Annotated in this window: 13 protein-coding genes; 6 read left to right on the top strand and 7 right to left on the bottom strand. The window is 41.2% G+C overall.

Features of this window, described 5'->3' with window-relative positions:
* Positions 1–178: 178 nt before the first annotated feature.
* On the bottom strand, positions 179–1,876 hold the full coding sequence (locus B3X18_RS06570; RefSeq protein ID WP_034669787.1) for a GGDEF domain-containing protein: 1,698 nt from the start codon (positions 1,874–1,876) through the stop codon (positions 179–181).
* Positions 1,877–3,260: 1,384 nt separating this feature from the next.
* Between B3X18_RS06570 and omp33-36 the strand changes: the two genes are divergently transcribed.
* Positions 3,261–4,190 (top strand): porin Omp33-36, encoded by a 930-nt coding sequence (gene omp33-36, locus B3X18_RS06565; protein ID WP_265596719.1) that lies wholly within the window; start codon positions 3,261–3,263, stop codon positions 4,188–4,190.
* A 60-nt stretch (positions 4,191–4,250) separates the two neighbouring features.
* Here omp33-36 and B3X18_RS06560 read toward each other — a convergent pair whose 3' ends face one another.
* Positions 4,251–6,218, bottom strand: a complete 1,968-nt coding sequence (locus B3X18_RS06560) for a BCCT family transporter (RefSeq protein ID WP_034669953.1) — start codon at positions 6,216–6,218, stop codon at positions 4,251–4,253.
* Positions 6,219–6,383: 165 nt separating this feature from the next.
* Positions 6,384–7,079 carry an ion channel gene (locus B3X18_RS06555; RefSeq protein WP_034688142.1) on the bottom strand — a complete coding sequence of 232 codons (696 nt, stop codon included), beginning with the start codon at positions 7,077–7,079 and terminating at the stop codon, positions 6,384–6,386.
* Between the two features lie 345 nt (positions 7,080–7,424).
* On the opposite strand from B3X18_RS06555, the gene B3X18_RS06550 reads away from it, so the two are divergent.
* Positions 7,425–8,465 carry a hypothetical protein gene (locus tag B3X18_RS06550; RefSeq protein ID WP_034688133.1) on the top strand — a complete coding sequence of 347 codons (1,041 nt, stop codon included), beginning with the start codon at positions 7,425–7,427 and terminating at the stop codon, positions 8,463–8,465.
* 48 nt (positions 8,466–8,513) lie between these two features.
* Here the strand turns inward: B3X18_RS06550 and B3X18_RS06545 are convergent, their stop codons facing one another.
* Positions 8,514–10,229, bottom strand: coding sequence for a cation acetate symporter (locus B3X18_RS06545; RefSeq protein WP_005017886.1), 1,716 nt, complete (start codon positions 10,227–10,229; stop codon positions 8,514–8,516).
* A gap of 1 nt (position 10,230) precedes the next feature.
* The gene (locus tag B3X18_RS06540; protein ID WP_005017884.1) at positions 10,231–10,575 is read right to left on the bottom strand and encodes a DUF485 domain-containing protein; all 345 of its coding nucleotides are present in this window, start codon (positions 10,573–10,575) and stop codon (positions 10,231–10,233) included.
* A gap of 192 nt (positions 10,576–10,767) precedes the next feature.
* Between B3X18_RS06540 and B3X18_RS06535 the strand changes: the two genes are divergently transcribed.
* Positions 10,768–14,265, top strand: coding sequence for a hybrid sensor histidine kinase/response regulator (locus B3X18_RS06535; protein ID WP_034429157.1), 3,498 nt, complete (start codon positions 10,768–10,770; stop codon positions 14,263–14,265).
* A 396-nt stretch (positions 14,266–14,661) separates the two neighbouring features.
* Positions 14,662–15,429 (top strand): hypothetical protein, encoded by a 768-nt coding sequence (locus B3X18_RS06530; protein WP_005407209.1) that lies wholly within the window; start codon positions 14,662–14,664, stop codon positions 15,427–15,429.
* A gap of 60 nt (positions 15,430–15,489) precedes the next feature.
* Here the strand turns inward: B3X18_RS06530 and B3X18_RS06525 are convergent, their stop codons facing one another.
* Positions 15,490–16,140 (bottom strand): response regulator, encoded by a 651-nt coding sequence (locus tag B3X18_RS06525; protein WP_005017881.1) that lies wholly within the window; start codon positions 16,138–16,140, stop codon positions 15,490–15,492.
* Between the two features lie 367 nt (positions 16,141–16,507).
* Between B3X18_RS06525 and msuE the strand changes: the two genes are divergently transcribed.
* Positions 16,508–17,245, top strand: a complete 738-nt coding sequence (gene msuE / locus B3X18_RS06520) for an FMN reductase (protein ID WP_005024097.1) — start codon at positions 16,508–16,510, stop codon at positions 17,243–17,245.
* Positions 17,246–17,265: 20 nt separating this feature from the next.
* Positions 17,266–18,375 carry a dimethylsulfone monooxygenase SfnG gene (sfnG, locus tag B3X18_RS06515; RefSeq protein WP_286935205.1) on the top strand — a complete coding sequence of 370 codons (1,110 nt, stop codon included), beginning with the start codon at positions 17,266–17,268 and terminating at the stop codon, positions 18,373–18,375.
* Between the two features lie 188 nt (positions 18,376–18,563).
* Here the strand turns inward: sfnG and B3X18_RS06510 are convergent, their stop codons facing one another.
* Positions 18,564–19,748 carry an acyl-CoA dehydrogenase family protein gene (locus B3X18_RS06510; protein ID WP_034669776.1) on the bottom strand — a complete coding sequence of 395 codons (1,185 nt, stop codon included), beginning with the start codon at positions 19,746–19,748 and terminating at the stop codon, positions 18,564–18,566.
* Between the last annotated feature and the right edge of the window lie 117 nt (positions 19,749–19,865).

The following is a 19,865-nucleotide window of genomic DNA, read 5'->3' as shown; positions in this document are numbered from 1 at the left end:
TTTTTTACTGAGACGTTTTATGCAGTCAGATAGTTATAAAGGTTTTTTTAGCAATACCCTGTTGTTTCTATCAATAGCTTTAACAGCCGCTTTATTTATAAAAATATTCATCGAAATACAATAAGAAAAAAACTCCTAGGTTAGCGTATTCTAAAAATTTGGGAATTTAAATCTCTTACTACGCAACACTATTTCGTCCCGCTGCCTTTGCCCGGAATAACGCCTGATCCGCCTTTTCCAGCAGTTCTAACCAGTTTTCTGCGCCTGTCGCGACGCCTATACTCACTGAAACAGAAATTGAGTTACCATTTTCAAGCTTAAGATGGGCCTGCTGGACTTCAGCACGAATTTTTTCTGCCACTTTCAAAGCTGCACCGAACTCGACATATTCCAAGAATATGATAAATTCGTCTCCGCCATAACGAATAATCAGATCCGAAGAACGTACACTTTTTTTAAGCTGACTGGCAACAAGCTGAATAATTTGATCACCAATAATGTGTCCGTACTGATCATTTACCTGTTTAAAATAATCAATATCTACCAGAATCAGACAAGTCTGGCTTAATTGTTTAACATGCTTTTCCAGATACTGTATATGCTCATCCAATGCTAGGCGATTCGATACTCCGGTTAAAATATCGGTATTGGCAATATTACGCAGTTGTAATTCAAGTACATCACGCTCGGCCAGCTGTGCCTGTAGTTTTTGTATGGCTTCAAATAGCGAGAGTGGATAAAGAATATCTGAGGACTGGATACGAGCATCTTGATGACCGGCAAGCTTTAAAATCAGATTGCGTGCCCGGATTAAGGGGGTAAATACTTTATAGCGTGCATAAACCATAGTAAAAATGGCGGTAAACACAGAAATAACAGAAACAGAAAGAGTCAGGATAAATTTTTTCCATGCCTTACTGCGTACCTCTTCAGCTGTTTTAACGCTATGATCCAGCAGAAAATCCTGTAAATTAACCACTGTCAAAAATTTATCAACGATTTGTTCAGTTAACTGGGTTCCTGTCATAGAGTACGGCTGATTTTTTATACTTTCATTGATCAGCGTTTTTACCATTGGAATCGCTTTTTCCAGAAACTCTGTTTTAACTTCACCATGTAGTCTTAAATATTGGGGTGTTCTATATTTATCCTGTTGAATAGAATTAATCAGATCCCATAAGTAATAAGCCTGATACTGGGTCTGCAAAGAGCGTGCAAGATTTTCCTCTGGAATTTTCTCCTGAAAAGTGACCGCTGCAATAATATTGGAGGCCAAACGTCCAGCCTGATCCCGCAGGTCAGTCAAAATTAAAATCAGGGTATAATAATCAGAGATAACGGTATTTTTCCCCACTGAATGTGAAATGACATTTTTTAAGACCTGATGAGCGCTATCCCAAGCAGCAAACATTTTCTGAATCGACCGATCAAGCTGTATAGAGGTTCTTTTAGAGCGAGGTATAGCAATATAGCCATCTATAGCCTGTCTACCCTGCTCTAGTGAATGCACCACATTCTTAGATACATTTTCAGCATCTGCCGGCAAGCCGGCCTTGTTTAAAATATTTACTGTTTCAGCAATATGTGTATCTACTGATTTTCGAAAATCAATTAGTTCCCTGAAATTCTGTTCGAACTCTTCTGTTGTACTCGACATGACTTTATTTGATGGGCCACGTTCTCGTGAAATCATATTTGTCAGCTCGGCCATATTACGTAGTGCAGAGATTTCTGTCAGAGCCAGGTCTGTTTTCTTGTAAGTACGATAACTGTCTATAGTCAGAGGAATACAAATAAAAAGAAGTGAAAAAATAATAACCAACATGGACCAGAACAAACGCCGGGTAATATATTCTGAACGTAGCTGGTTCTTCATCAAACATATCCCATTACAGATTCTAGTATTCAAAAATATATTTTATAAAAACTTAAGATCATAAAAGTTTCGGGCAGAGATAGCTTCTTTAGAATACTTAAAGTTTACTGATGTTTTTTTAATGGAAAGTTAGTAATAACCTGTTCCCCAAGAGGGGCTATTTTACCTTTTACTCTATCTTTTTCAATAGTTTAAAAATTTATCACTCTAGTTTTAAAGTCTAAGAGATCTGCAGAATACATAGAGCCCTGAGTAAAAATATAAATACTTTTAAATACACTATATTTTTTCTCTATACAAAATTTATAAAATTTTATTAAAAAATCAGAACTATAATTTTAATAACTTTTCTGAAAGATAAAAGATAAATAGTTTCTGCAACTATATAATATTTCATTTAGCTTAAATCCCTTTTCAAGTTAAAGATTAATATTTTTTCTAACTCTATAATTTTTCTATTAATTGGTTTTACCGTTTTTTAAAATATTAATTATCAATTTAACACATTTAAAAAACTGTTGCATACTACATTTAAGAATAATAAGTGAGATTTTAATCACACTTATTTGAATTCCTCAGGATGTATCTCCCAAATATTATGCATCCTTTCTGGCCCAGTTATCTCTTTTAAGCTGGGCCTTTTTTTACTTAAAATTTACTTATTTTTAGTTAAAACTTTTTTAAAATTACGCAAGTCATTTTTTGGTTTTGCATGTACAGCTCAAATTTCTTATTTTAACTGTAATTTAAAATAGCACACTGTCTAAGTATAAAACTCAGGTTAAAAAAAGCCCAACCTTGGGGAAAGCTGGGCGGATAAACCAGAAATACGGTTTTAAAAATTCTGTGGTACAGATATAAGTTGTATATATCTGATATAAATATTATGTGATTTTTCATGTATAAAGTAAAGTTGATTAATTTAATAAGGATTAGAAAATCTATCGCTTTTTACAATTTTGTAGAGCTAAGTCTTATCTTAATCTAACTACTAAGATAAATTCTAATTTAAAGTTTTTAGCTTATAAAGTGCTTAAAAAAGCATCTATCCTACCAAAAATTAAATATAAAATACTTCAATTTGATTCCTTTCTTATTTCTAGAATTATTGATTAATTCTTCTATATTAATCAGTTAAAACAATCATAAAACTCTTATTCAAAACTCATTTTTTCCTAAAATTTATTCATTAATTAAGTATTACTTAACTGTTATATCGAAACTTTTTAAAAGGTTGACAAACCTTATTCCAAATGAGCAAAAAATGTTCTTTATCATATTTAGTATAATTACTCTATAAAATAATATCTTTTTACTTCATTGACTTAATAAATTGTTACAATACAATGCAGTGGTTTAATCCATTTTTAATAAACTGGTAAATATCATGAAAAAACTCGGTTTAGCCACTGCTTTACTATTAGCCATGACCGGTGCGCAAGCATATCAATTTGAGGTTCAGGGACAATCTGAATATATCGATGCCACACTCAATGATAAAGATTTTACTGGTTCAGTAGCCGGAACTTACTACTATAAAAATGTAGATTCAAGCAAAGGGCCATTAGCTGAAGCCGCATTTTTAAACCAAGCTTCTAACATTTCTCTTGCTTACACCTATGGTAATCTTGACTTGGGTGCAGATCGTACCTTGAGTCTGGATACTGAAGCACACACTTACGGCGTAAAAGGTGAAGCATATATTCCGACTTCAGTTATTCCGTTATATACCAGTGCAGCTTATAGCCACACTAAAACAGATACAGATATATCTGAGTTTGGTACAAAATTAGGTTCTATTGAAAATAATGGCGATCGTTATGCATTAGAGCTTGGTGCACTTCTGGCACCTAATTTCCTGGTAGCAGTAGGCTATGCAAATATTGCTGATCCTTTTGCTCTAGACGCCAACAATATTATGTCTAATGGTATTCTAAAAACTGTAGGTGAAGCTGCAACTGCCGGTTTTACTAATCAGCGTCTTTCTCAAGATATCGTAACTGCCCGCACTAAATATGTAGGCCCAGTTGATGGTACAAATGCATCAGTTGGTTTTGAAGCCGCAATGATGCATGCAGACAGCAACAATGCATATCAGTTAAAAACTGATGTCTACTTTACACCAAAATTTAGTGTAGGCGCTTCTTATGCTGAATCTAATTTTACTGATGTAATGGATTCAGCTTGGGGAGCAAACATTAACTACTTTATTACTCCAGCAGTTGCAGTAGGCGCAAGCTATGTTAATGCAAACGCAGTAGGTATAGATGCAGATACTCAGACTGTAGGGGTTAACGCCAAATTCCGTTTTTAATCTGTTAACAGATTAAGGAACTAAAAAAGGACTCCATTGGAGTCCTTTTTATTATTGCATTTAACTGCGTATGACGTTCAGGAAGTAAAGATGACGTTCATACTGGTCCAGAATATCCTGAAGCAGATCTTCTTGCGTCCATTCCATAACATCATAATTTTGTCCTCCCTCTCTTAAAAACACTTCAGCCTGATAATATTCATGGTCGGTAGCTGATTGAGCTTCAGTCATAAAGCTTGGAGGGGTAGTTTCACGTGAAACCACTTTATAGATAAAATTAATCTCATTCCGATGATCCACCCTTAATAGCAATCCGTCCTCAAGAGTTTCTATGCTCACCTCAAGATTACGACGTTTAAACTCATGCTGAATATGCTGAAATGCCTGAGCAACTGTAGACTTTATATAATGCTCTACTTCATCACGACTATGTGGATAATGCATAATTAGGCCCAGACGCTGTTGCCAGCTGCGCGGGTTATGAATAGCACGCGGTGTAATACGTGCCTCCTGAATAGCCTGCATTTTCAAACTGTCTAATCTTAATGCCTTGAGCAACCCCCAGCAGATGAGCAGCATAATAAAAGTAAATGGCAAAGCACTCATAATGGTGGCGGATTGTAATGCACCTAAACCACCAGCCATGAGCAGAATAATAGCCAGTAGCGCCATAAGTACTGTCCAGAACAGCCGCTGCCAGGCAGGAGACTGATCCGTTTTAGAGGTAAGATAATCGGTAACCAAGGCGCCTGAATCGGCAGAGGTCACAAAAAACAGCATAACCAGAACAGTTGCTAAAATACTGCTCACTCCAGACCAAGGTAACTGGGTCAAGAATTCAAACAGCGCTACAGAAGAATCAGTTTTTACAGCTTCTAGCAGGCTATTATTTCCTTCAAACATCACATTATATAGCGCTGCATTACCTATGAATCCCATCCAGATAATGGTGAAACCTGTAGGAATCAGCAATACGCCTGCAATAAACTCACGGACAGTACGTCCTCGTGAGACTCGGGCAATAAACATACCCACAAATGGTGACCACGAAATCCACCAAGCCCAGTACATGATAGTCCAGCCACCAATCCAGCCATTAGGCTGATAGGCATATAAGTTAAAAGTCATGCTGAACAGGTTAGATACATATTGTCCTGCTGTCTGGATGGTGGTCTGCAATAAATAAATGCTGGCGCCAGTTAAAAATATGAAAGCCAGCAATAGCAATGCCAGAATGAGGTTGAGTTCAGATAAACGCTTAACGCCCTTATCCAGACCTAAAAAAACCGAGAGTGAAGCAATACTGCTTACCACAACAATTAAAATAATCTGAGTCAGAATACTCTGCTCCCAGCCAAACAGGTAATTTAATCCCGAGTTAATCTGTGTTACACCAAAACCCAGAGAAGTGGCAACCCCGAATATGGTCCCAATTGTGGCGAAAGTATCGACTCCATCACCAATTGGTCCATAAATACGCTTACCAATTAAAGGATATAAGGCTGAGCGGACTTTTAATGGAAGCTGATGACGGTATGCAAAATAAGCCAGTGACAACCCAACAACTGCATAAATAGCCCAGGCATGTAAACCCCAATGGAAGAAAGTAACACGCATGGCCTGTTGTGCTGCCAGTACGGTCTCCGGCTGGCCACTTGGTGGACTGACATAATGCATAATGGGCTCAGCAACACCAAAGAACATTAAGCCAATCCCCATACCTGCAGTAAACAGCATGGCAAACCAGGAAGGATAGGTATAATCAGGTTGACTATGATCTGGCCCAAGTTTGATCCGGCCCATGGAAGACACAGCAATACCTGTTAGCAGGATTAAAAATAAGGCAACCGATAAAACATAAAACCAGCTGAAAGAATCAGTAATCCACTGATTTAATTTTTTGGTCAGAAGTTCAAATGCATCAGGAGCAAAAATAACAATAGCTAAAAAGATCAGGATAATCACAACCGTGCTAATAAACACATTAGGATTAACATTGGAAAACCAAGCTTTGGACTTGGAAGACATAGGTGATTTACCCCCATATATTTTTTTAATAAAATGACAGACTCTGCGGTCAAAATGCATTCTGCTAAGACATTGTAAAAACAAAGAATACTGAACCAGTATTCAGAGTGATATATTAAATTAACTTACAAATGAAAGCCGTTAACTTCCTGTAAAGGAAAATTTTCAAGATTTGTCTTTATTCGTACGGGGTGAATGTGAAATATATTGCAGTACAATAAGTCTTGAAACGATAAGTGCCAGATACATTACTCCGCCAAACATCTGTAACATTGCCAGAACACGTGCCGCCGGACTGACTGGCATCAGGTCTGCAAGACCCGTAGCTGACTGGAGACTAAAGCTTAAAAACAGAAGATCCAGCCAGGTTTGCAATGGCCCTGTCCGATTTGGATTTTGAAAGCTATAAGGAACTACCAGTTGGCAGATGTTATAAAGAAAGGCAAAACCCCAAGCGATCAAGGTAAAGACTGCGGCAGCTGCAAAAAGCTCATCCTTAGTAAGATAACGGTCAGCAAACATATAGCGGATCAGTCCATAAGCCGCACAAAAATAGGCACTTGCTTCAAAAGCATGGGTAGTAATGATCAGACTCACATGTTCATAACCAAAAAGTATGGGCACAGAAAAAATAAAAGCACCACCGACAAAAATGAGACCGAGTGCGGTGTAGGCTGGAGTCTGGCGTATCATTTTTGCCACCAGTAATAGTGCAATCACGCCCAGTAACCAGGTGACAGAACGAGACGGTGTACTATCATTGCTGAGCAAAGATAAAATCAGTATAAAAAATTGTAATAAAACTAACTGGGCGGAAGGTAATAAACGAAGACCTTTCCAGAATCCAAGAAGTACACGCAAGCCTGCTTTTAACCCAGCCATTTTCTAATGTAGCCATTATTATTTATTAATTAAATGAAGTGTGGCGAGACCTTATAAAAAGAAAGTATAAATTTATAAAAGCTTATATTAAGAAATGTAACATTAACTCTATACCTGTAAACTCTATATCTATAGGTTTTCTTTCAATTAATCTTTTAAAAACAATAATTTTAAAATTTTATCTAAAAAATATCTCTAAAGCCTATGCCTACTCAATTTTTACAAAATAATGACATTAAAAGGACCTATATCCAAGATTTTAGAGTAAAAATTCTAATTCGTTTTTAAGTCTAAAAAACAAATAAAATTAAGGAAGTACATTTTATGAAAAAGCAGATCAGCTTACTTGGCTTGGCTTTAAGCTCAACTTTACTGGTAGCCTGTGGAGGAGGCGGAAGTTCCAATGACGCTACTATCACTACGCCACCAAATGTGCCTAATGAAACAATTTCGCCAGAATTATCAGAAGAATTCGTGCCTTTTGAAGACCAGAGTATTCTGGACAAGATTCGCGATAAAATCACTGGTGATCGCAGCAATGAGACAGACTATAACGTTGCATTAGGCCACATGGTTGGGGAGGTTTTTGCAGACTATCCTTATGGCCGGACTGGCAGACTGGTACAGATTTATAATCTGGGTCTAAATAGCATCAAGTTTCCAAACCGACTTTGTGCAGAAGTAATTACGAATGGCTCAGTAAAGACTTTAAGCCTAAAACAGGATAAGGAAAACTGTATTATTCTCGATAAAACTTATCGTCAGGGCTCAAGTATTACCCAAACCGTAAATGGTGATACCACTACTTTGAAATTTACCAATGTGCGCTATGGTTCAAATGTAGATTTTAGCCTGAAAGATGATTACCTGATTTCAGGCAGTATTTCCTATCGGGAAACAACAACTACAGCAGGTAAAGAAAAGGCTTATCAGGTTGATCAGTTGGAATTTCAGCGGGTCAGCAAGGATGCTAATGCACCAGCTGGCGGAACAAACTATAATGAAACCAGTAAAGAGTACCTGCAAGTCAGAAACTATAACTACCGTTTAGCCGATGAATATGGCAGCGGAAGTAATGGAATACGCACTCTTACCACCAGCGGGACAATTATTGGCCAGCCTTACCAGGCAGATTTCCGTTATAGCTTTAATTTTGAGACCACTACACCCTTTAAAATGGCTGAAACCATATCTAACAATTATAAGCATTTACCTACTGAGGGTAATTTAAAAATACGTGACACCTACAACCAGATGATTGATGTGCGCCAGAACCAGCCTGAATCATTAAAAGCTACTGTTTATTTTAATGGTAGTGAAATTGCTGACCTGTACTGGTCAACTATTATTGGTGACAAGAAATAATGAATTAATAAAAAGCCCCGCAATTGCGGGGCTTTTTATTTAAATCAATTAATGATCTTGAGCACCGGAAGCTCCGATACCAGTCATGGAACGTACAAACTGGGCATCGAATTCTTTACGTTCACGCTGTGCACGCGCTGATTTATCAGTTACAGAGAACAACCAGCAGCAGAAGAATGAAAGTGGCATAGCAAAGATTGCAGGGCCATTAAAAGGGTTAATTGGCGTATCAGAAATACCGAGTGTATCCACCCAGACTGCTTTAGACAGCACAATCAGAATTACAGCAAGTGACAGACCCACAACACCACCGGCTACTGCACCACGTGTCGTCAGGCCTTTCCAGAACATAGACAGAACAAGTACCGGGAAGTTAGCACACGCAGCAACCGAGAATGCCAGACCTACCATGAAGGCCACGTTCTGTTTCTCAAACAGGATACCTAAAATCATTGCAAAGATCGCAAGGCCCAGAGTGGCAATTTTAGACATGCGAAGTTCAGATTCAGGCGTAGTCTGTCCTTTTTTAAATACGTTTGCATACAGGTCATGCGAGATTGCAGAAGCACCTGACAGGGTTAAACCAGCCACTACGGCAAGAATTGTGGCAAATGCTACCGCTGAAATGAAGCCCATAAACAGGTCGCCACCCACAGCATCAGCCAGATGGACCGCAGCCATATTGTTACCGCCTACAAGCTCTAACTTGCCTGTAACCGCCATTTTCGCTACATCAATGAATTGTGGATTATTCGATACATACAAGATTGCACCGAAACCAATGATGAAGGTCAGCAGATAGAAGTAACCAATGAAACCTGTTGCTACAACCACTGATTTACGTGCTTCTTTTGCATCTTTTACTGTAAAGAAACGCATGAGGATATGTGGAAGACCAGCAGTACCAAACATCAATGCAAGTCCGAGGGAAATCGCATCAATTGGGTTCTCTGCCAGTTTGCCTGGTCCCATGATTTTGCCTGCTTCTGCCAGTGTAATATCATGGACTTTAGCGAAAATCTGGATAGATTGGTCAAACATTGCAGTAAAGCTGAAGCCAACACCTTTCATTACCATAAATGCCATGAAAGTTGCGCCAGAAAGCAGCATTACAGCCTTGATGATCTGTACCCAAGTGGTAGCCAACATGCCGCCGAACATTACGTAAGCCATCATCAGCAGGCCAACAATTACAACCGCGATATTATAGTTCAAGCCAAATAGCAGTTTGATCAGCTGTCCCGCACCGACCATCTGTGCAATGAGGTAAAACGCGACCACGACCAGTGAGCTGATTGCTGCCAAGGTACGAACCGGCTTTTCTTCCAGACGGAATGACACCACGTCTGACAGGTTATATTTACCCAAGTTACGCAGACGCTCTGCAATCAGGAACAGAACAATTGGCCAGCCAACCATGAAGCCTAATGAGTACAGCAGACCATCGAATCCTGAACTGAACACCATGGCAGAAATACCCAGGAACGATGCAGCAGACATGAAGTCACCAGCAATCGCCAAACCGTTCTGGAAACCCGAAATACCACCACCTGCAGTGTAGAAGTCTTGAGTTGACTGAGTCTGTTTGGCTGCCCATTTGGTAATGAACAATGTAAGGCCGACAAAAATCACGAACATGATAATTGCGTGCCAATTCGTAGCCTGCTGCTCAGCCGCACCCAGATCAGGGCCAGCCATAGCCAGACCAGAAGTTAAAAATGTGGACGCAGCAAATACTTTTGCTTTACATGAATTCCATTTCATATTAGTGCATTCCTTTAGTAGTCGTAGACTCTTGCGCGATTGCCTCGACTTCTTTCAAAGCTTCTCTGTTAAGTTCATCAAGTGTGTTATTGGCGATATATGAATACACTGCACATAATACAAATGACAGGACGATAATGCCGAGGCCTAAAGGAATTCCCCAAGTTGTTACCCCGCCACTAAAAGAACTCATCAGGAATTCTTTGTTATAACCTACCAACAGCATGAAACCAACATAGACAAACAGCATAATTGCAGTTAATGTCCAGCTGAGATTTCTTTTCTTGGCCACCATCTCTTTAAATTTTGGATTTTGTAGAATTCGCTCTACCTTAAGCTCATCCATAACCTTGCTCCTTAATCAGCGGCCAAGCTATTGGTCGCTTTTGTCCAATCTTTAATCTTTTTTTTACGTATACAAAATTAACAATATTGTAGGGTTCCCGTAACTTAGACTTTGGTCTTTAAATACTGATCAGGCATCTGTTTATCCTGCGCTTGAGGTATCATAGAAGCAGCAATAAAGACCGTGAGCAATATGAACAGCTGGCTGATCATCGGGGTACTGGCCCTTTATATTTTTATACTTTTTGTCTGTGCATTTTTTGGTGAAAAGCATGCCAGCCGTCTAAGTACTCGTGGCCGTATGTTGTTATTCAGCCTGACGCTCGGAGTATATTGTTCATCCTGGACATTTTATGGCGCAACTGGTGCTGCAGTACGTGAAGGTATTATTTTTCTGCCGATCTATCTGGGGCCATTGCTATTCGTCGGATTAGGCTATGATATCTGGCGCCGTCTGGGTCGGGTACGCCAGCATCATGCTATTTCTTCTATTGCTGACTTTGTAGCTGCCCGCTATGGTAAAAGCGGTAGTCTTGCCTCTTTAGTGACTATTCTGGCTGTCATTGCCATTATTCCTTACTTGGCTTTACAACTCAGGGCCATTGCATTGAGTGCATCGGTCATACTAACGCAGAATGAATCCTTACATACCACCACCAACAGTGTGCTTTTACTTACCGGTGTTCTGGCTATACTCGCAATGATGTTCGGTACACGGCAGATCGCCAATACTGAGCAACATGGTGGTCTGATGCTGGCTGTCGCTTTTGAGTCTTTTGTTAAGCTGTTTGCCCTACTTTGTGTAGCGCTCTTTTTTCTTTTTGATGCTCCTGAAAATATTGTGCAGGTCTCTGGTGATGTTGCCAAGACATTTTATGAAGTACAGCTATTTGGCGTACCGGAAACTTTCTGGGTACAGACCTTGCTGGCTGCACTGGCAATCATCTGCCTGCCACGACAGTTCCATGTGGCCGTAGTTGAACTGCGCGACGAAAAACATATTCGCGGGGCACGTCGCTGGTTTGCCGCTTATCTGATTTTAACGACACTAGCAATTATTCCTATTGCCAGCTGGGCATTGCATGCTGCACCAAACTTTCTTACCGTACCTGATGTGGCAGTGCTTTCCCTTCCGCTCAGTTATAATCAGGAATGGTTGACTTTATTAGCATTTTTAGGAGGCTTTTCTGCCTCGACCGGTATGCTATTGGTCTCATCGGTTGCACTTTCCATTATGCTTAGTAATGATCTGATCATGCCGGCATTATGGCGTTTTAATATTATTTCCCGGCATGACAAACGCTTACCGCAAGTTCTTAAATTTACCCGGCGGGTCTGCATTTTGGGTGTCATGCTCCTGGGCTTCCTGTTCTTTCATTTTTTTAACGATATTGACCAGTTATCTGTGTTTGGCCTGCTGGCCTTTAGTGCAGTAGCCCAGTTCTCCCCTGCCCTGATTGGTGGACTCTATTGGCGGGGTGGTAGCCGTCAGGGGGTGTATGCCGGACTGATTGTTGGTTTCTTTATGTGGACCTATACCCTGCTGCTACCTACCATCTTGCGCAGTCTGCCAGAAAGCTATACTGAATTTGCCCAACAGTTCCTTACGGCTGGACCACTCGGCCTGCACTGGTTACGCCCGGAGGCCCTGTTAGGCTTTGAATCCTTTGCGCCATTAACGCATGGCGTCATCTGGGCATTAGGTCTCAATATTATTTTATATATCTGGGTATCACGAATTTACCGTCCAAGTATTGCTGAGCAGATTCAGGCTGAAAGTTTCTTTTATTATGAAACTAAACCTTTACCAGCACACAGTGCTTCCACTGACATGAGTTATTTGCACCAGGATGCGGTCCGTTTAAAAGTAGGTGACCTCATGACTCTGGCGCGGCGTATTACTGGAGAAGGGCCAGCGACGCATGCTTTTCAGCAATTTTGTGCCCAGAACAATCTGGTTCTTAATGAAAATAGTGTCGCTAACGGTATGTGGTGGCGCTTTACCGAGCAGTATCTGGCCGGTACTATTGGTGCCGCTTCAGCCCGTACCCTGCTTACTACGGCCATGGTTAATAATGGCCTGGCATTAGGCCAGGTGGCCAATATTCTGGACCAGGCTTCACAATGGCAGCGTTTCAACCAGAATCTGCTGATGACCATGATTGACCACATGACCCAAGGTGTAAGTGTAGTCGATGAAAATATGTGTCTGGTGGCGTGGAACAACCAGTACCTGAAGCTGTTTGACTATCCTAAAGATCTGGTTTATGTCGGCTGTCCGATTTCTGATCTGATCCGTTATAATGCCGAGCGTGGCGAATGTGGTCCCGGGTCTATTGAAGAACATGTCCGTAAGCGGATTCACTGGATGCAGGTCGGCAGCGCACATGAGTTTGAGCGTATCCGTAAGGATGGCCGGGTGATCCAGATGCGCGGCAACCCAATTGAAGGGGGTGGTTTCGTGACTACCTTTGCCGACATTACTGCATTCCGGGAAAATGAAGCCATACTGGAAGCACGCGTTATTGACCGCACCCGCCAGCTGGCAGATGCCCTGGCAGAGCAGCAACTTGCCCGCGAACAGGCAGATAAGGCGAACATGTCGAAAAGCCGTTTTATTGCAGCTGCCAGTCACGACCTGTTACAGCCAATGCATGCTGCCCGGCTGTTTAGTACCGCTTTGGAGCAGAGTGTTAACAACGATGAAGATCGTATCACTTTGCAACAACTGGACCGAGCCCTGCATGGGGCTGAAAGTATGCTGTCAGCTCTTCTGGATATTGCCCGACTAGAAGGGGGCAATATGCAGCCAAACCGGCAGTCTTATCCTCTACATGACTTGCTACGTGATCTGGAGTTGCAGTTCAAGTCGATTGCTTCACAGCGCAATATTCAGTTTCACGTCCACGATGCACCCTTCTGGATAGACACAGATCCGCAGTGGATACGCCGGATTGTACAGAATTTTGTCAGTAATGCCTTACGTTATACCGCTAAAGGCCGGGTGCTTTTAGGTGTATTACGTTCCAGTGAACGACCGGGCCATATACGAATTGGCGTCTGGGATACCGGGCCTGGGATTGCTGAAGAACAGCGTATTAAGCTTTTTCAGGAATTTGAACGGTGTGGACATACCTCGCCTTGGGGTGAGCAAGGTCTGGGCCTAGGTCTGGCCATTGTTCAGCGGATGACCAGCCTGCTAGATTATCCGGTTCATGTATACTCTACCCAAGGTAAGGGCTCCTGCTTTATTCTGGAAGTTCCAATTGTAGCGCCACCCAAAACAGTGACTGCCCCAGTACAGGTGGCACCACTGAAAACCAAGGCTTATCGCATTCTTTGTCTGGACAATGACGAAACTATCCTTGAAGGTATGTCAACCTTACTAACGAAATGGGGGTATCAGGTCTTTAAAGCCCGTGAACCTCAACAGGCAATTGCTCTTATTGAACAGGAAAATATTCAGGTCTGGCTGATTGACCAACATCTAAATCAGGGACAATTAGGATTAGACTTTATTCTTGAGCATCGTCATCATCCTGTACCCGTAGCGTTGATTACCGCAGATTCAGATCCTGAATTACCTCACCGTTTAAAACAGCACAATATTGTCTTATTGAAAAAACCATTAAAACCAGCGGCATTACGCGCCTGGTTATCGGGTTTAAAAATCATAGGTGATCAGTCTTGATCTATAAATAATTGAACAGTCTTTTTTGCCAGCATAAAGCTGGCAAAAAAGACTGTGAAAAACTATTTTCAGCCTTAACTGACAAAATATAAGGGCAAGACAGGCAGAATAAATCAAAAAACAGCTAATTTAATGATGAAAAACTGGCCAAAAATTTCAACTGTGAATTTTCTATGGCAAAGCTGCTCAATTTTAAAGTGAACACTTGTATACTTAGTTACAATTAAACAAGTTATTGATTTTATAAAAATAAAAAACCCATTTTTAATCTTATACAACTTTAGTCTTATTTCTATTTACCCCCCTCCACCCTCATAAAATAGATATATACATCAGGTTTTCTCATTGTCTGCATTATGAAAAAACCGGTCAGAGAAAAAACCTAAGGATACTATTATGAATATGTCAGAAATTGTCGGACACGGTGCCCAGCCTTCACAACAGTTTTATCGGGATTATAGTGCCAATGCGCTATTACCTGAAATCCAGTGGCAGCAATTCTTTAAACATAGCAAGCTTGCTCAACCCCAATTACAGGCTCTCGATACCCTTTACCACAGCGCAGTTCCTCTGGCACTTCAGGTATTTGAAGCATTAAGATTTGATGTTTTTGCTCCCGCTGCCTATCAGCCCCAAGGTCTGGGTTTATTTGACAAGCTAGCCCAGCAGGAAGAAAAGCTGATTCAGGTCCTACAGTCAGAATCTGAGTGTCTAGATGATGCTGTACGTCATCAGCTTTGGAGTATGCTGCTGCGTGGTGGAGCGGTACTGGTCTTTAAAGCATGGCTGGGTAAGGTAAAAACCGGACAGGACCAATTGGATATGACTCAATTTGATGAATTATCCGATCTGCTCTTTATTAAGACTTCACCTTATGATTTGGCCGAGTATTTAAAGGTAGACCCTCAGGCTGATTCGGATCATATTTTCTTAATGTATGAAGGTGATATTTTTCTGGACCGTTTTAACAGTCTGGAAACTGCGGCTTTATTTGTCGAGCTTGGTGTATATGATGCAGCATTCTTGAGCCTGCGTGATGATCGTGTAGCAAATTATTTAAAGGAAAAAGGACAGGTATCACAAGATCAGATTGATGATTTAGAATTTGCCTTGAATCCGCTATTTTGCACTGATCTGATGGCCAAACAGGACTGCCTGGCTTAAAACATTCGGTACAAAAAATAAGGCCTTATTCATGGGCCTTATTTTTATAGCTATTTTAAATTAGACTCTCTTTTCATCAATATTAAGTGCCTTGATAGCCAATACTGCCTGAGTACGGTTTTGTACTCCCAGCTTACGGAAAATAGCTGTTACATGTGCCTTGATGGTAGCCTCTGAAACATCTAGTTCATAAGCAATCTGCTTGTTGAGCAGACCTTCAGCAACCATCATCAGTACACGGAACTGCTGTGGTGTAAGTGACTGAATTCGCTCTGCAAGTTCGGTCTCATCAGTTGCTCTCGGATCAAAGCTCACGTTGGTAGGCAAATTCGGTGGTAACCAGATTTCCCCTTCTAATACCTGACGAATTGCCTCGCCAATATGACTTGGATGGGCAGATTTAGGAATATAGCCCATTGCTCCGTGTGCAATTGCACGCTGAATAATTGACAGCTCTTCATGAGCAGAGACTACAATAATCGGAATAGAAGGATATTGGGCACGGACATGAACCAGTGCTGAAAAACCTGAAGCACCGGGCAAGTTTAAATCCAGTAAAACCAAATCTGGTTCTGAACCCTTTTCCAGACGTTCATAAAATTCATTTACTGCAGCTGTCTCAGAGATTTGTGCCTGTGGCAGGCTATAACGCACGGCTTGAATTAGGGCATGCCGGAACAGTGGATGATCATCAACGATTAATATGTTCATAAGCGAAACAGGAGATCTCTTTGCACAGTACAGCTTTATTCTAACTGCACTCATGACATTAAGGATATGCAATTCTTCACTAATTTAGTGTGCAAGCTAGTAAGAACTGATCAATAATAAAGCGCTCTTAATGTATTTGATATTTTTATTCAATTCAAATCAGAATTTCATATAAATTACTATTTTTAGAGCCGCCTAAATCTCAGTTTATATTAAATTTTTATAAAACAATAACTTAAATTTTATTTTTTTTTGATCTAAAAGATATCTTGAAAAACGATAACTTATTTTAATTTCCTTATTTTACAGGCTGGCTGCTTCTGACCGTTAATAAATAGTAACTAGCGAGCTATTTAGGTTTATTTACATGACACATCATTTTTCATCTTCTGTTCAGCCTCTTAATATTGTTGCAGTTTCAGGTGGTCTCAATACACCGTCTAAAACTGAAGCTCTGGTTCAGGCGGTATTAAATGAACTCGGCGAGGCAACACCTATTAATATCCACTTTATTAAATTTAGTGAAATTGGGCCTTTACTTGGAGGCGCTATTTACCGTAACCAGCTTCCACAGCGCGTACAGGATGATCTGGCTGCTGTGGAAGCAGCAGACGCTTTAATTGTTGGGACCCCGGTTTACCGTGCCTCTTTTACTGGCCTATTCAAACATTTTTTTGACTTTGTCGAACAGACAGCCCTAGTAGATGTACCTGTATTATTGGCTGCCTCTGGTGGTAGCGACCGCCATGCATTGGTATTGGAACACCAATTACGCCCATTGTTTAGCTTTTTTCAGGCACAGACTTTACCAATTGGTGTTTATGCCACAGATCGTGATTTTACTCCAGAATATACCATTCAGAGTCAACAGCTGGCAGACCGCATTACACTGGCTGTTGCCCGCGCACTTCCAATTCTAGAGTGGGCGCCAGCCAAAGGGCAACGCGCAGAACTGGTTAAAGTCAAAACTGAGCAAGCTAACCAGAATTTGGGGATCAATAAACAGATTGAGCAGGAAGAGGTCTTGCCATCTGTCGCCGTACCCAGCCTAGATGCAGCAGAGTCGCGTTTGCATCCAAAAAACCTGAAGACTCATGTGGCCTAACAGTTTGTGAGGAAATCACTATGAAGGATGATCAAGCACAGCAGCTGAAGTTTGCTTACTGGGTTCCAAATGTCAGTGGCGGCTTAGTGGTGAGTAAGATTGAGCAGCGCACCGACTGGAGTTATGAATATAACGTCCGTTTAGCGCAGACTGCCGAGAAAAACGGCTTTGAATATGCATTAACCCAGATTCGTTTTACAGCAGGCTATGGCGCCGAAAACCAGCATGAGTCTGTCAGCTTTAGCCATGCTCTTCTCGCAAAAACTGAAAAGCTGAAAGTTATTGCTGCCATTTTACCAGGTCCCTGGAAACCGGCTCTGGCTGCCAAACAGCTCGCTACTATTGATCATCTGACTCAAGGTCGCATAGCAGTTAATATTGTGAGTGGATGGTTTCGTGGAGAATTTGATGCCATTGGAGAGATCTGGCCTGAACATGATGAACGTTATGTACGTTCTGAAGAATTTATTCGAGCTTTAAAAGGAATCTGGACTACGGATCAGTATAGTTTTAAAGGTAAATATTATCAGTTTGAGAATTATACCCTTAAACCCAAACCTCTACAGCAGCCTCATATTGAGGTATTTCAGGGTGGAAGTTCCCGAGCCGCACGTGATATGGCTGCACGTGTGTCTGACTGGTATTTTACCAACGGTAATAGCGTTGACGAACTGGTCAAACAGATTAGTGATTTGCGTACCAAAGCGGCTTTAAATGGTCATCAAATTAAGGTTGGGGTAAATGCCTTTATTATTGCCCGTGATACAGAAGAAGAAGCGCAGGCAGTATTACAAGAGATTATCGAGCAGGCCGATATTCAGGCAGTACAGGCTTTTGGGAAGGCTACTCGTGAGGCAGGAGCTGCCAGTCGTGAAGGCGAAGGAAACTGGGCAAAATCCACTTTTGTGGATCTGGTGCAATATAATGATGGTTTTAAGACCAATCTAATTGGTACTCCCCAACAAATTGCTGAACGGATTATTGAGCTTAAAAATGCCGGGGTTGATTTGATCCTCTCAGGCTTTTTACATTTTATAGAAGAAATAGAGTATTTCGGCTGGAAGGTTTTGCCATTGGTTCGTGAGTTAGAAGTAGAGCAGCAGCATGTTGTATCTGCCAAGTCTGCCTGATTAATCAGCTAAACCTGGTTGCTCATGAACCAAATAATAATAACACCCCATGGCAGTTCTCCTCCCTCAAGACTCGGCTTGAGGGTTTTTTATAGCCTGCACTTTTTCTATAAGCTGTCTCTGAAGATAGTTGTATATTAAATTCTGGATATAAAGATTGACCTGAAAATTATTTCTCTCATACCCGTTCAAGAATAAAAGCTGGGTTCAGGTAGTTTACCGGTTAATATCCATTCCCCAATTTCCTGATATTTATAGTCAACCGGATCATGCAGGGTTTGGGTTCGAACATTGCGCCAGAAGCGGTCCAGATTCAGTTTGGCAGCTGTGGCACGTGCCCCCATGACCTGAAATATATTTTGCGTGATATAAAGTGAGGTATTGGTTGCAGCAATCTTAGCAGTTGCGATTGCAACAGAAACCTCCCCACGTTGCACTGAACTTAAGTATTCACCCTGTAACCATGCTGCCTGCAGTTTCTTCACAGCATCTGCTGCAAGTAGCCTTACCCCTTCAAGCTGCACATAAAACTCGGCAAAATGTTTCTGGGTATAAGGGTCATCTACAGCTTGTTCAGCCAGAGACTTTGACCAAGCTTTTTGGCACTGTACAACAGCTTTAGCATTCTCAAATGCTCCTTCTGCTACACCTAAAAATAAATGGACAAAAATCAGCTGTGCAATAAGCGGACGAAGACTCGAATAGGGGGTACTCAGTGGGCCGGGGTTAAGTAATAGCTCTTTTTTATAGACATGCACCTGTTCAAAATGGCTGGTACCACTGTCGGTCTGGCGCTGACCCATATTGTCCCAGTCCCCCAAAAAACTAACACCGTTGCGCTGCGATGGAATCACACCTATCAGCAATTTGCCCTGTTCATCATAGCCCGAGCACAGCAGCAGGTCTGAGTCTATTGAACCGGAGCAGAAACTTTTATCCCCCTGAAAAATATATTCATGATCTGTAATTCGGGTTACTGTAGTACGACGGTCGAGGGGGTTGAGTGCATTTCCCCAAAACAGGTTATCTTGAGCAGTCTGCCTGAACCAGCTGGCGTATTGTTGTGGTTGTGCAAACAGTTGTACCGTGGCAATCAACAAGTGATGAAATCCGTAGACATGCGCCAGTGAACTGTCTGACTGCGCTATAATTCGAATAGTTTCAAAAATTGTCGTCCAGTTTGCTCCTGAACCGCTATATTCAGTAGGAATTGACAGTTTAAGTAGCCCGCTTTCCCGAATCAGGTCACGTTCTTTTTTAGGGTTACCGCCCTGCTTATCACGTAAGGCAGCGGTATGTGAAAATAGCCGGGTGAGTTGTTGTGCTGTCTGTATCGCCTGCTCGGCAGAGTAAGAATTTTCTGTTGTATTCATTAAGCTTTTATCTAGGATACTCATTAAAATTTTATAGCTTGTACAGCTGTGTGTATTCTTCAGTTTATTCTTATAGTTAAAAATACCGCCTTAAAGCAAGGCGGTATTCAGAAATAT

The sequence above is a fragment of the Acinetobacter sp. UBA6571 genome, from assembly GCF_002434085.1.
In the GTDB taxonomy this organism is placed as follows: Bacteria; Pseudomonadota; Gammaproteobacteria; order Pseudomonadales; family Moraxellaceae; genus Acinetobacter; species Acinetobacter radioresistens.
The sequence above is the reverse complement of the archived record's forward strand: the minus strand, read 5'-3'. Positions and strand labels throughout refer to the sequence as shown.